Source organism: Streptomyces mutomycini (genome assembly GCF_001700505.1).
Lineage (GTDB): Bacteria > Actinomycetota > Actinomycetes > Streptomycetales > Streptomycetaceae > Streptomyces > Streptomyces mutomycini.
This window is the reverse complement of the sequence record NZ_MAPV01000018.1, coordinates 1-13,226: the sequence shown is the minus strand read 5'-3', so window position 1 is coordinate 13,226 and position 13,226 is coordinate 1. Positions and strand designations below refer to the sequence as shown.

The window sequence follows — 13,226 nt, the reverse complement described above, 5'->3', positions numbered from 1 at the left end:
GTTCGGAGAGGGCGTCCCGCCGCTGCCCCCGCCCCCCGGCACCTCCACGCGCACCACCTCGCTGCGCTCGCCCTCGGAGCCGAACATCATCGCCGAGCCGTCCGCCGTGTACGTCACCGACTCGGACTGACCCTGGAACGGCACGCTCACGGCCTGGTCGGCACCGAGCCGGCCGTTCCCGAAGGCGTAGCCACGGGCGCTGAAGTACGAGCGCAGCACCAGGTTCTTCCCGTCCGGCGAGAACGCCCCGTCCGTCACCCACGGCACCTCACCCACCCGCCGGAAGACGTTGTCCCGGCCTGCCGTCAGCTTCTCCGGGCCCTCGTAGAGACCGCCGCCGTCCTCGTTCTTCGAGGCGATGTACACCCGCCCCGTCCGGGGGTGGACCATCATCGCCTCGGCGTTGCGCGCGCCGTCCGCGTATGTCACGTCGAACTGCGTCGCCCGCACGGTGGCGTCCGCCAGCTTCTCCGGTTCCGGGAAGCGGTAGATCCAGACGTGGTCCCAGGAGCCGTCCAGGTTGTCACCGATGTCACCGACGTAGAGATTCCCGTCCGGCCCGATCGAGATCGCCTCCACGTCACGGGGCTCCCCCACGCCCTTCATGGTGATCGTCGCCACGGTCTTCCCGGTCCTGGAGTCCACGGCGTAGACGTACGGCCCGTCCTCGCTGTCGTTGTGCGTCCAGTAGACCCCCGGGTGGATCCGGCTGGCGGCGAGACCACTGGACTCGGTGATCCGGGAGTCCTCGATCGTGAAGGTCCGGTCCGCCTCGCCCCCGTCGTCCGCGACGGCGGGGGCCGTCCCCGTCAGAAACAGGAGGACGGCGGCGGTGGAGACGGTCAGCAGCGATCTCATGGCACAAGTGTCCACTGTCACGTCGCAGGCCGAAGGCGTGATCCGCCATGATGTCGCCATGCGTTTTCTCTTCGTCGGCGACAGCATGACCGTGGGCAGGGCCGGCGACTTCACCTGGCGCTACCGGATGTGGCAGCACCTCGAAGCGACCCTCGGCGACGGCGGGTACGCGATCACGGGCCCGCGTACCGAGCTGTACGACACCGAGGCGAACGCCCCGCTCTCCCACGCGTACGGCGACGCGGCCTTCCCCGCGCCCGCGCGCCGGCATCTGGCCGGCTGGGGCGAGGGCTGGCTCCACATGGCCCCCGTCATCGCGGACACGGTCACGGAGACCCGCGCCGACGTCCTGCTGGTCTCGCTCGGCCTGATAGACCTCGGCTTCTACACGGACAGCACCCAGACAGCCGCGAACGCACGGGCGTTCATCACAGCGGCCCGCACCGCGAACCCCCGGATCAAGCTGGTGCTGCTCCCCGTCATACCGAACATCCGGGCAGAGACGGACGCCCCCTTCGCCGCCGAGTGCGACCGCTTCAACACGCTGCTCGCGAAGGCGGTCGCCGACCTGGACACCCCCGGGTCCCCCGTCCTGCTGGCCTCGCACCCGACGGACTACGACATCCACACGGACACCTACGACGGCACCCACCCCGGCCCCACCGGCGAACACCGGCTGGCCGGAGCCTTGGCCGACGCGATGCACCAGGCCTGGAACTTGGGCGGCCCGTACGCGGGAATGCTGGCGGCCGCCTGAACCACCGCCGGCCCCCGCCGTCACAGCCCCCGCCGGCACAGCCCCGGCCGTCGCAGCCCCGGTCGTCGCCGCCCCGCCGTCACAGCACGGCGCCCGCCTCGTCGTGGAACACCTCCGGCCAGTAGCGGTAGTCGTCGGGGCCGGTCGCCGGGAGACAGGCGACCGGGTCGGCCGTGGCCAGCACAGCGATCATGGTGTCGGCGACCTGGTGGTAGAACTCCCCCATGCTGCCCGCCAGCTCGTACTCCTTCTCCAGCTTCTGCTGCCGGCTGTGCATCCAGACCGTGAACGCCAGGGTCGACACATCGGCGTTGACCGGGGTCACCGTGTCGTCGTCCATGAGCGCGTAGTGGACCAGGCCCGTACGGCCGTCGACGATGGTGTCGAAGTCGTGCATCAGGCCGCCGATGACCAGGAGCCGGTCCGAGTCCTCCGGCAGCTCCCCGGTGAGGTTGAGATGCCGCAGGTCGGGATTCGCCTGCCTCTCCGCACTGGCGACGGTCATCGACTTCAGGATGTCCTCGGGCGTGTCCAGCCAGAACATGAGCCCGTCCTTGGGCAGCCCGACCTCGGTCAGGAACCGCCGGGTCGGTTCGTGCTCCAGAGCCTCGGGCAGGTCCCCGGGGGCGAGCCGGACGACCTCCTCCGTGCCGAACTCCTCCTCGATGAAGTCCGCCGGCAGATCGAGGTGCAGTCCCCGGCCAGGAGCCGCGATCAGGGCCATGGGCCGGATCAGCGCGGCTATCCGCCAGAAGGACGGCACCTCCCCCTCCCACTCCACATCTCCCCAGCCGTCCGCGCCCCAGTTCTCGTCGGTGAAGACGGAGCGCAGGAGCACCGAGGCCTCCTCGACGACCGGGGCACCGAAGCAGCCCCGCAGGTGCGTGAACCGGCCGCTCAGCGAGCCGAGTTCACCGACAGCCGTCAGGAAGCGCCCGAGGGCGTCGAGAGAGGGAGCCAGCGGATACAGCTCGGCGTGCTGCGGGGCGCACATGCTCAGGCTGAAGACCCGGCCCGTCTCCCCGTCGACGACGACCGCCTGCGCCTCGTCCCCGTCCATAGCCAGATGCCCGACGACCACGGTGCTCGCTATGCGCGGATCGAGGGCACCCCGGTCATGCCTGTCCTCGACCAGGTCGACCGCCGTGACCATGCGTGACTCGGAGAGCTGGGGGAACCGCATGATCTCGTGCCCGCCCGGCAGCACGCCCTCGACGAGAGCCCGCCGTGTCCCCGCATGCGTGATGTTTGGATGGATGGACTCCTCCGCGACCGACGTACCCGGCCCCGTACCCGCCCCCGTACCCGTCATGACACAACCCCAAAGCGCTTCGTCCGTGGTGAACTCGCCGACGACAACCACACTAAGGAGGACCACTGACAACCGCCCCTCACCCGGCGCCGGAACCGGACCGGGCGGCCCCGCGTTCTCGTACGGTGCGGGGCCTCGCGGGGAGGCGCCGGACGGGAGCACGGCGAGTGGCGCGGAAGCGGGACGGGCGGGGACACGGCTGGAGCTGGCAGCGGGGCCGTGCGGTCGCCCCACTCTGCCTCCTGACGGCCGCCCTGCTCGCCTTCCCCGGCCTGGTCCCCAACTCCCCCGGCCGGCTCGGCAGTCTGCTGGAGACCTTCCGCCCCTGGCTCGGCCTGGCCGTCCCCGTCCTGCTGGTCCCGGCACTCCTGCGCCGCTCGTTCCTGGCCGTGACCGCGCTGCTGCTGCCCGCCGTCGTCTGGTCCGCTCTCTTCGGGGGCCTGCTGTCCGCCGGGGACCGTGCTCCGGACGGGACGTTCACGGTGGTCCAGCACAACGTCAGTGATGTGAACGCCGACCCGGCCGCCACCGCACGGGCGCTCGCCGGGACCGGCGCGGGCCTCATCGCTCTGGAGGAGCTGACGGCACCGGCGCTGCCCGCCTTCGAAGCGGCACTGGCCGCTGACTATCCCCACCACGCGACGAGGGGCACGGTCGGGCTCTGGTCGAAGTACCCGCTCACCTCCGTACGCCTGGTGGACATCAGGCCGGAGGGCGTCGGCGAGGGCTGGGACCGGGGCATGCGTGCGACGGCCCGTACACCGCGGGCCGAGGTCGCGGTGTACGTCGCGCACCTGCCCTCCGTACGGATCGGCCCGACGACCGGGCTCACGTCCGGACGGCGGGACGCGAGCGCAGCCCTCCTGGGGGAGGCGATCGGCGACGAGCCCCTGGACCGGGTGATCCTCCTCGGGGACCTGAACAGCACGCTGGACGACCGCGGTCTGAGACCTGTCACTTCGCGGATGACCTCGCCCGGACCGGGCTTCGCGTTCAGCTGGCCGGCGAAGCTCCCGGTGGCCCGGATCGACCAGGTCCTGACCCGGTCGGCGACGGTCACCCGGGTGCGGTCACTGCCCGCCACGGGCAGCGACCACCTGCCCATAGCGGCGGACATCGCGCTGGACACGGATTGAAGCGGTCCGGCCGGGATCACACCTCCGCAGTCAGCCCACCAGCTCGACCCCGAGCATCGCAAGCCCCAGCTTGGTCAGCTCCTCCGACACCTCGTCCGGCCGCGCCCTGCGCGGGCGGCGGGCGTGGTGGGCCATGAGTTCGTGGACCGTCCCCACCATCACCATCACCACGACCCGGTGGTCCCGCTCCTCCACCTCGCCGCGCACCGCCGCGCGTTCGGCCTCACCGGTCAGGAAGTCCGTCCACAGGTCACGCCACCGCTTGCAGTGCGCGTCCACCGCCGGACTCACCCCCAGCACCTCCACGAACGTCACCCGCGCCTCGCGCAGGTCCCGGGTCACGGCCGTCACATAGGCGTCGAAGAGCCGCCGGAAGCGCTGTTCCAGCGGACAGTCGTCCATCCCCTCGGAGAGCAGGGCCACTTCCGACGCCCGCAGTCCGCTGGTCGTGATCTGGTTGTGCAGGGCCATCAACAGCCCCTCCCGGGAGCCGAACTCCTCCCAGAGCACCTCCTCCGGCACCCCGGCGGTATCGCACAGTGCCTGCTCCGACGTCTGCGCGTAGCCGTACACCCCGAAGAGCTCCAGGCCGGCGTCGAGGAGCTTCCCACGGGCCCGCGCACGCACACCGTCGACAGCGCCGGTCAGCCGGTCCACCGGGACATCCACCACGGGTCCTCCTTGGTCTGCCCCACGTCCGTTGCGCACGCCCGTGGTTGAGCGGGTCACGAGGGCCGGGAGGGGCTCGGGCGCCTCTGGATGGCGCCTGCGCCATTGTCCTGGTACGCCCAGCCGCACGCGCCCGGCGCCGCGCCGTCGCACGCACAGTCCGCCAGTACCGGTGACTCCTCGTACGGGCGTACGGGAATGCCTGGTCAGCGGCGGCAACGGCCACACGCAGCGGATGATCGCCCTTCTCGTCGACGCGGACTCCGCTACCGGGCGGGCTGAGCGGTATCCGGTCCGAAGTCCGGGAGGCCGAGGTTCGCGAAGCGTTCCCGCCACGGCGGGGAGCCGGGATCGGCCTCCTGCACGGCCCGCTGTCTCGCCCAGTGCTCCCTCGCCGCCCGTCGGCGGCACGGACCGCACTCGGTCTCGTCGGAGAGGGGCCGGAAGACGTGCTCCTCCTCCCCCTCCTCCGGACGCGCGGCGGTGCAGGTCATCAGGTCGGCGACGCGGGGGAGTTCGGCGGCGGGCGGCGGGGAAGCCGCAGCGGGCAGCTCGGGCGGCATCTTGTGCAGCAGTCTGAACCGCAGGAAGCCGACCGCCGACCGCACCCCGTCACCCGGCAGTTCACTGCTCAGCACGCGCCGCAACTCACCCGCCGACACCCCGCGCGACAGCCAGCGCGCAGCGAGCTCCGCAAGCCCCCGCGCCTCCTTCACCCCGAGGTACAGCTCTCGCCGCACATGACGGAGCGACAGCAGGACGCGCTCACCTTCCGCCACTTCCGGGCTCTGCCCCGCTTCGGGCTCCGGCTCGACTTCCGGCTCGGCTTCGGAGGGTGGGTGGGGATAGTTCTTCTCTTGTTCTTCGTCTACCGGTAGTTGACGACCGACCACCCGACCGGCTGGTTCACCGACCGTCGGTTCCGGGGCACTCGGAGACTCCTCGGCCCGCCCTGGGCGCAGTACCGCCGCCTCCTCGGGCGTGAGGGGCACGTTGGACAGCAACTGTTCCGTGACCCAGCGCCCGCGCGCCCCCTGGTCGCGCCACTCATGGACGTAACCGTGCGCGACCAGTAGTTCCTTGGACTTCTGATAGGCCCGCCCCGTGATGCCGAGCCTCCGCGCATGCTCGCTGAGCGGCTGGTTGGCCTGTTCGTCGGGGAGCCCCTGGACGGCGAGGAGCAGGATCTTCGCGTCACTGGTCAGCCGCGCATGGCGTACGACGTCGTGCGAAGCCTTCGTGTAGCGCCGGGAGGGCGCGATAGCATGCCGAAGCATCTCGGTGGAGGTCCATCCACTCGTGGGTGAAGGCCCTCGGACCGGTGTTGGTAGCACCCCCGGGGGCCGCCCGCGCACTGCACACACACATGCACGGAACGTTATGGCGCGATTACGGTACCGCACCACGCGCGGTGCGGTTTCGCATATGCCCCGCTGTCCCACTCACGGGTCAACTGCCCCCACCAGGACAGCCACCGCCACCTCGTGCAGCAGCGCCGCATCCACGAACGGCGATTCCTCCGTGGGCCGCGAGCGCCAGTCCAGGGGCCACGTCCTGCCCCCCAGCGCCGGAATCCCGACGAACGCGTCGCACCGCAGATCCCGCCCTATCAGCCGAGCCCCGGCCGGCCACCGGTACGCGGCGGCACTCCGCGGCGGCAGCAGGAAGTACGTACTCCGGTCGCCAACCCCCGAACGCACGATCGGGCCGGCTCGAAAGCCGGTGAACTGCAGCAACTCGTAGGCCACTTGCTCGCCCGCCAGCCCGATGACGCGTACGGCGTCAAAGTGGACGCCGATGTGCCGGAGCGCGTGACCCGCCGCCGGAATCCAGCAGGGCACCGGGGGCGGTGAACTTCTCTGATCCATGAGCCAAGCGTGCCGAGGAACTCGTAACGTGACCAGCGTCACAGGAGGACTGTGCACTGTTGTGTACTCAGGGGGTGAAGTTGTGCACTCCGGTGAACCTGGAAGTGGTAACGCGGAGAGGTTCGGCGCGTTGCCGCGCTTCTACCGGGAGCGTGCGGGGCTGTCGCAGGAGGCGCTGGACACGAACCTCCGGGCACAGCCCTGAACCGCCCGCGCCCGATGCCGCCCGCGGGTGACGCCCCGCAGGCGCGTAGGCGCGCAGGCGCGTGCGGCATCGGGCGCTCCGTCACGCGGCGACGGTGACCGCCTCGATGGCCGGCGTACGGAGCGTCCTGCGCGCGGTCCCGAGGCTCGTGCCGAGGGTGACCACGGTGGCGACGGCGATGACGGCCAGCCAGGTGGCCGGGCCCTGACCGGGCAGGACCTGGTCGGTGCGGACCATCGTGAAGGGGATGATTCCCGCGACTCCCGCGACGGTGCCGAGCACCAGCCCCGTCAGCGTGAGGATCACCGCCTCCCAGCCGACCACGCCCAGGACCTGGCCGGGTGTCGCCCCGGCGAGGCGCTGGCGGCCGAACTCGCCGCTGCGGTAGGAGGTGGCGGCGTAGAGGCTGTTGACGAGCATGATGCAGGAGAAGACGACGATGATGCCGACGACGACCAGGTTGAGGGTCTCCACGTTCTTGTCCTCGACGGTCTTCTCCAGGCCGGACCTGGTCACCCAGTCGCTCTCGACGCCCTGGATGTAGAGGGTGGCGGTGGCCACCCCGGTGAAGATGATCATCGGCATGAGCACTCCGGCCAGTTCCGCACCGCGCCGCCGCAGATTGCGCGCGCTCAGGTAGCCGCCCGCACCGCCCACCAGGGCGAGCGGGCCTCGCAGCAGCTCGAGGAGCCGGCCCAGCAGCGACGGGGCGAGGACGGCGAAACCGACCGAGAGCAGGATGGCCCCGTAGGCGGGGAACGCCATCAGCATCTCCTCGGTGCCGTCGACGGCGTACGTGGTCAGGACTCCCCCGGTCCCGGCCACCAGCGCGGCGCAGCCCGCGAGCGTGCGGGCCCGGCCGCGGGCCGGGCGGTGCGCTCCGGTCCTCGTGGCCCGGCGTACGGCGAGGAAGGCGGCGCCGACGGAGGCGAGGACCGCGACACCGAAGCCCGATCCGAGCGCCATGGCGCCGAAGGCGGGCTCGACGTGCGCGGCGACCATGCCGCCGTCCTTGAACAGGTCGAGCAGGAGCCGGCCGCCGAGCACGGCGGGCCCGACGGCGAGCACCGCGCCGGCCAGCGCCACCACCGCGGACTCCCCGACGACCATGCGCGAGATCTGGGCGGGGGTGGCTCCGGTGCGGCGCAGCAGACGGATCTCCTCTGCGCGCTGGCGGACGCCGACGGTGAGGGTGGAGGCGATGGCGAAGAAGACGAGGAGGGAGCCGTATCCGCCGACGACACTCGCGGAGATGGTCATGGACTCCGAGCTGACCTCGTCGACCCCGGGAGCCGCCGCGGTGTCGTGCAGGGAACCGAACATCATGATGATCACGGCACCGAGGAACGCCGAGAGCAGGGTGGCGAGGAAGCGCCCCGGGCGTTCACGGACCGAGCGCACGGCCAGGAACAGCATCGCTCACACCTCCATCAGGGGGCCGTTGTCCGCGCGCCGTTCGGCCACGCGGTCACCGAGGTGGGTCATCCGTTCGGCGACGGCCTCGGCGGTGGGCGCGGAGAGGTGTCCCGCCAGCCGGCCGTCCGCGAGGAAGAGCACCGAGTCGGCGTAGGAGGCGGCCACCGGGTCGTGGGTGACGAGCACGACGGTGCTGCCGTGCAGCCGGACGGTCTCCCTCAGCAGGCCCAGCACATCGCGTGCGCTGCGCGTGTCCAGGGCGCCGGTCGGCTCGTCGGCGAAGATCACGCCGGGCCGGGTGACCAGGGCGCGGGCGATCGCGACCCGCTGGCGCTGCCCGCCGGAGAGCTCGTCGGGCAGATGCCCGAGACGCTCACCGAGCCCCACCTGCGTGAGGATCGCGCGGACACGGTCCCGGTCCGTCTTCCGGCCGGCCAGCCGCAACGGCAGCGAGGTGTTCTCCTCGACGGTCAGGGTCGGCAGCAGGTTGTACTGCTGGAAGACGAAGCCGATCCGGTCCCGCCGGAACTTCGTGAGGGCCGCCTCGCTGCCGCCGCTCATCTCCTCCCCGGCCACCAGGACCCGGCCCCGGTCGGGGCGGTCCAGGCCCGCCGCGCACTGGAGCAGCGTCGACTTCCCGGAACCCGAGGGACCCATGACCGCGGTGAAACTCCCGGCCGGGAGGCTCAGGGTCACCCCGTCCAGGGCGGTCACCGCGCTGTCCCCGGTCCCGTACACCTTGCTCACCGACACCAGCCGCAGAGCCTCGGCGGTCCGGGTCGTGGGCCGCCGTTCGCGATCGGACATGGTCATCACCCTCTGCTCGTCGGACGCGTTCTGCGCCATGCCGACGACGCTACGGACGGGGGTGGGCGGGCACATTGGGCTTACGCCCCGAGTGCGAGGTGGCGCTGGGTACACCCGTCGTGGGGGTGGGGACCCATGTACGCCCTCCCGGGGGGACAGCCCCCGGCCGGAGGAGCCCTTCCGCTCCCCGGCGTGAGGTAGGAGCTGCGCTTCCTCAGCGCTCCGGGAACGCCTCCCCGCACGCGCTGCAGAACCTCGGCGCCCGGTCCGCCGACAGCCGCCCGCACTCCGGGCACACCAGGTCCAGCATGCAGGGCGCCTCGCCGCCCTCGTACGCCGGAGCGCGCACGGCCTGCTTGATCGTGAGTCCCGGGCGGCGGCGGTGCACCGTGAGGTACGTCAGCCCCTCCGGCCCCGCCTCCAGAGCGCGGCGCGAGGTGCGCGGCAGCCAGATGACCTTCGTCGGGGCGAGCTCCAGGGTGTCGCCGGCGCCCGTACGCAGACTGCCGCCGCCCGCGAGGACGACGAGGAGCACGTCCAGGACGTCCTCCTGGTGCTCACCCACCCCGGCGTCCGGCGGCAGATGGACGACGTTGGCGTCCAACTCCCGCCCCTGCTCCGCGAGATGCCAGAGGGCTCCGCGCTCGCCCGGGGCGGCGGAGACGAGGAGCTCGTCCAACACGGCCATCACCTGCGGGGTGGCGTTCACGCTGCGGCCTCCTCGTCGTATTGCTGTATCGCGGGCCTCACGGGCCGGCCCCGACTGGGCCTCCGCCCAGTTTTCCACGATGGTCGGGAGGCCGCCCGGGCCGCACCCCGGCTCCGCTCTCGTGCCACGAAACCGTCAGGTCGGGTCAGGACGGTGCGGACCGGTCCCCGGACGTCCGGGCGGTCCCGGGGGCCGCCGTCGGCGCCCCGGCTCCGCCGGTGTCACCGGCCCCTGAGCCGTGAAGGGCCCTGGGTAGGCTGGGCGCGACACCTGATCGTGAAGCGGACCGAGGAGCAGACGTGAGCGAGCCGGCGGACATCGCCCTGCAGCAGGAGATCGCCCGGGAGCTGGAGGTGTCGGAGACCTTCGCCGCCGCGCAGGAGATCGAGCGCCGCGTGGCCTTCCTCGCCGAGCGCCTGACCTCGACGGGCCTGCGCTCCCTGGTGCTCGGCATCAGCGGCGGCGTGGACTCGACCACCGCCGGAAGGCTCTGCCAGCTCGCCGTCGAGCGCGCGCGGGCCGGGGGCCACGAGGCGCGGTTCTACGCGATGCGCCTCCCCTACGGCGTCCAGGCCGACGAGCACGACGCCCAGCTCGCGCTCTCCTTCATCCAGGCCGACCACGTGCTGACCGTGGACATCAAGCCGGCGAGCGACGCAACGCAGGGGTCCCTGCTCGCCGCCGACGTGAGCTTCCGCGACCCCCAGCACCAGGACTTCGTGCTCGGCAACGTCAAGGCGCGGCAGCGCATGATCGCGCAGTACGCGGTGGCCGGAGCGCACAACGGCCTCGTCGTCGGCACGGACCACGCGGCCGAGGCGGTCTCCGGCTTCTTCACCAAGTTCGGTGACGGCGCCGCCGACCTCGTCCCGCTGACCGGACTGACCAAGCGCCGGGTACGCGCCGTCGCGGAGGCGCTGGGCGCACCCACCGAGCTGGTCTGGAAGGTGCCGACGGCCGACCTGGAGACGCTCGACCCGGGCAAGGCGGACGAGCACGCGCTCGGGGTCACCTACGACGCCATCGACGACTTCCTGGAGGGCAAGCCGGTGGACGAGCGGACCTTCGACACGATCGTCAGCCGCTACCGCCTCACCGACCACAAGCGCCGGCTGCCGATCGCCCCCTGAAACCACTGAGGCCCCTCCGGCATCGCCCGGACACACAGTGCGGGAGAGAGCGCCGTGCCCCCAGGGACGCGCGACGGGGACGGCGTCGCCGTGCTCTACGATCCGGCGGCCCCAGGGCGCGCGGAGACAGTGGCCGTCTCCCGGAAACCGCTGTGGAAGCACTACGACATGATGGGCCTGGTGGCCGTGGCACTGCTCATCCTGGTGGTCGTGCGCACCCAGGGCTGACCGCCCGTGCGACCGCGCGGGCCGAGAGAAATGGAAAATGCGGCAGTGGACCGGAAGCCGGACGAGAAGTACCCGCCCATAGAGCCGTACGACCAGGGAATGCTGGACGTGGGCGACGGGAACCTCGTGTACTGGGAGGTCTGCGGCAACCCCGACGGGAAGCCCGCTGTCGTCGTCCACGGCGGACCGGGCTCGGGGTGCAACGACCGGGGCCGGCAGTACTTCGACCCGGACCTCTACCGCATCGTGCAGTTCGACCAGCGCAACTGCGGACGCTCCACCCCGCACGCGAGCGACCCCGCCGCCGACATGCGGCACAACACGACGGCGCACCTGATCGCCGACATGGAGCTCCTGCGCACGCACCTCGGCATCGGCGCATGGCTGCTGCACGGGGGCTCATGGGGCTCCACGCTGATCCTCGCGTACGCCGAACAGCACCCGGAGCGTGTCTCGGAGATCGTGATCGAGGCCGTGACGACGACCCGGCGCAGCGAGATCGACTGGCTGTACCGGGGCGCCGGGCAGCTCTTCCCCGAGGCCTGGGACCTGTTCCGGGCCGGAGTCCCCGAGGCCGAGGGGCCCGGGGACCTCGTCGCCGCGTACGCCCGGCGGATGGAGAGCCCCGACCCTGACGTACGGGCGAGGGCGACCGCCGACTGGTGCGCGTGGGAGGACGTGGTGATCTCCAAGGAGGCGTACACCGGTCCGTCCCCGTACGGCGGGCGGCCCGGCCGTGACCAGCAGGCGCTCGTCCGGCTCTGCGCGCACTACTTCTCGCACGGCGCCTGGCTGGAGGAGGGGCAGCTGATCCGTGACGCCGGCCGCCTCGCGGGCATCCCCGGCGTCCTGGTGCACGGCCGCTTCGACCTGGACAGCCCGCTGATCACCGCGTGGGAGCTGGCCAGGGCCTGGCCGGACGCCGAACTGACCGTGATCGACGACGCGGGGCACCTGGGCGGCCCGGCGACCAGGCGGGCGGTACTCGCCGCGATCGACCGGTTCGCGCGACGCGCCTGAGACCCCTCTTGCTTCGAGCGCGCTCGAAGGAGTTGGCTGGGGCCCCATGAAGTACACGCAGCTCGGACGCACCGGACTCAAGGTCAGCCGCCTCGTCCTGGGGACGATGAACTTCGGCCCCCAGACCAACGAGAGCGACAGCCACGCACTCATGGACGCCGCCCTGGAGGCGGGCGTCAACTTCTTCGACACCGCGAACGTCTACGGATGGGGCGAGAACAAGGGCCGCACCGAGGAGATCCTCGGCACCTGGTTCGCGCAGGGCGGCGACCGCCGCGACAAGGTCGTCCTCGCCACCAAGGTCTACGCCAACATGGCGGCGGACGGTGAGGCGTGGCCCAACCACGACAAGCTGTCCGCCCTCAACATCCGCCGCGCCGTCGACGCCAGCCTCAAGCGGCTGCAGACGGACCACATCGACCTGTACCAATTCCACCACGTCGACCGGGACACCCCGATCGACGAGATCTGGCAGGCCATCGACGTACTGATCCAGCAGGGCAAGATCCTCTACGCGGGCTCGTCCAACTTCTCGGGCTACAAGATCGCCCAGGCCAACGAGCGGGCCGCCCGGCGGGGCAGCTACGGGCTGGTCAGCGAGCAGTGCATCTACAACCTGATGGAGCGCGGCGCCGAGATGGAGGTCATCCCGGCAGCCCAGGAGTACGGTCTCGGGGTCATCCCCTGGTCGCCGCTGCACGGCGGGCTGCTCGGCGGCGCGATCCGCAAGGAGCGCGACGGCGGCGGCGCCCGGTCCACGTCCGGCCGCTCCGGTGACGCGCTGGCCGACCCGAAGGTGCGGGCGCAGGTCCAGGCGTACGAGGACCTGCTGGAGAAGCACGGTCTGGAGCCGGGCGAGGCGGGCCTGGCCTGGCTGCTCACCCGGCCCGGCGTCACCGGCCCGATCTCCGGGCCGCGCACCCGCGAGCAGCTCGACTCGGCGCTGCGCGCGGTGGAGCTGGAGCTGTCGGACGAGGTACTGACGGCCCTGGACGAGATCTTCCCGGGTCCGGGCCCGTCGCCGGAGAACTTCGCCTGGTAGGAACGCGGCGCGTGCGTGCGGCCTCCGCCCTCGGAGGCTGACTCCGAGGGCGGAGGCCGCACGCACGCG

Annotated in this window: 14 protein-coding genes; 6 read left to right on the top strand and 8 right to left on the bottom strand. The window is 71.7% G+C overall.

The window, feature by feature from the left end; all coding sequences use genetic code 11:
* Window positions 1–858 (bottom strand): hypothetical protein (locus tag BFF76_RS02385; RefSeq protein ID WP_065846987.1); only part of this gene is annotated, 858 nt, incomplete at its 3' end.
* On the opposite strand from BFF76_RS02385, the gene BFF76_RS02380 reads away from it, so the two are divergent.
* Window positions 857–1,615: a GDSL-type esterase/lipase family protein gene (locus BFF76_RS02380; RefSeq protein WP_244167202.1), complete on the top strand. Its 759-nt coding sequence runs from the start codon at window positions 857–859 to the stop codon at window positions 1,613–1,615. The genes BFF76_RS02385 and BFF76_RS02380 overlap by 2 nt on opposite strands.
* 79 nt (window positions 1,616–1,694) lie before the next feature.
* On the opposite strand, the gene BFF76_RS02375 is transcribed toward BFF76_RS02380, so the two are convergent.
* Window positions 1,695–2,927: an SUKH-4 family immunity protein gene (locus BFF76_RS02375; protein ID WP_065846985.1), complete on the bottom strand. Its 1,233-nt coding sequence runs from the start codon at window positions 2,925–2,927 to the stop codon at window positions 1,695–1,697.
* A 167-nt stretch (window positions 2,928–3,094) separates the two neighbouring features.
* On the opposite strand from BFF76_RS02375, the gene BFF76_RS02370 reads away from it, so the two are divergent.
* Window positions 3,095–4,063, top strand: coding sequence for an endonuclease/exonuclease/phosphatase family protein (locus BFF76_RS02370; RefSeq protein WP_031093244.1), 969 nt, complete (start codon window positions 3,095–3,097; stop codon window positions 4,061–4,063).
* Window positions 4,064–4,093: 30 nt separating this feature from the next.
* Here the strand turns inward: BFF76_RS02370 and BFF76_RS02365 are convergent, their stop codons facing one another.
* From BFF76_RS02365 to BFF76_RS02340, 6 genes are all read right to left on the bottom strand, one after another.
* Entirely contained in the window at window positions 4,094–4,735 is a 642-nt protein-coding gene (locus BFF76_RS02365) for a TetR/AcrR family transcriptional regulator (RefSeq protein WP_053930599.1), read from the bottom strand.
* A gap of 263 nt (window positions 4,736–4,998) precedes the next feature.
* Window positions 4,999–6,009 carry a hypothetical protein gene (locus BFF76_RS02360; protein WP_065846983.1) on the bottom strand — a complete coding sequence of 337 codons (1,011 nt, stop codon included), beginning with the start codon at window positions 6,007–6,009 and terminating at the stop codon, window positions 4,999–5,001.
* Window positions 6,010–6,174: 165 nt separating this feature from the next.
* A complete protein-coding gene (locus tag BFF76_RS02355; protein WP_065846982.1) occupies window positions 6,175–6,600 on the bottom strand; it encodes a hypothetical protein in 426 nt (141 codons plus the stop codon).
* A 286-nt stretch (window positions 6,601–6,886) separates the two neighbouring features.
* Complete coding sequence (locus BFF76_RS02350; protein WP_031093253.1) at window positions 6,887–8,221, bottom strand: ABC transporter permease; 1,335 nt, start codon at window positions 8,219–8,221, stop codon at window positions 6,887–6,889.
* Between the two features lie 3 nt (window positions 8,222–8,224).
* The gene (locus BFF76_RS02345; RefSeq protein ID WP_107418383.1) at window positions 8,225–9,034 is read right to left on the bottom strand and encodes an ABC transporter ATP-binding protein; all 810 of its coding nucleotides are present in this window, start codon (window positions 9,032–9,034) and stop codon (window positions 8,225–8,227) included.
* A gap of 208 nt (window positions 9,035–9,242) precedes the next feature.
* Window positions 9,243–9,737 carry a hypothetical protein gene (locus BFF76_RS02340; RefSeq protein ID WP_031093257.1) on the bottom strand — a complete coding sequence of 165 codons (495 nt, stop codon included), beginning with the start codon at window positions 9,735–9,737 and terminating at the stop codon, window positions 9,243–9,245.
* A gap of 299 nt (window positions 9,738–10,036) precedes the next feature.
* On the opposite strand from BFF76_RS02340, the gene nadE reads away from it, so the two are divergent.
* From nadE to BFF76_RS02325, 4 genes are read left to right on the top strand one after another with little or no spacing between them, the layout of a single operon-like run.
* Window positions 10,037–10,867 carry an ammonia-dependent NAD(+) synthetase gene (nadE, locus tag BFF76_RS02335; protein WP_031093258.1) on the top strand — a complete coding sequence of 277 codons (831 nt, stop codon included), beginning with the start codon at window positions 10,037–10,039 and terminating at the stop codon, window positions 10,865–10,867.
* A gap of 54 nt (window positions 10,868–10,921) precedes the next feature.
* Window positions 10,922–11,095 (top strand): DUF3592 domain-containing protein, encoded by a 174-nt coding sequence (locus BFF76_RS32830; protein WP_158709606.1) that lies wholly within the window; start codon window positions 10,922–10,924, stop codon window positions 11,093–11,095.
* Between the two features lie 45 nt (window positions 11,096–11,140).
* Complete coding sequence (gene pip, locus BFF76_RS02330; RefSeq protein ID WP_065846980.1) at window positions 11,141–12,115, top strand: prolyl aminopeptidase; 975 nt, start codon at window positions 11,141–11,143, stop codon at window positions 12,113–12,115.
* 46 nt (window positions 12,116–12,161) lie between these two features.
* Complete coding sequence (locus BFF76_RS02325) at window positions 12,162–13,157, top strand: aldo/keto reductase (RefSeq protein ID WP_031093262.1); 996 nt, start codon at window positions 12,162–12,164, stop codon at window positions 13,155–13,157.
* Window positions 13,158–13,226: the final 69 nt, after the last annotated feature.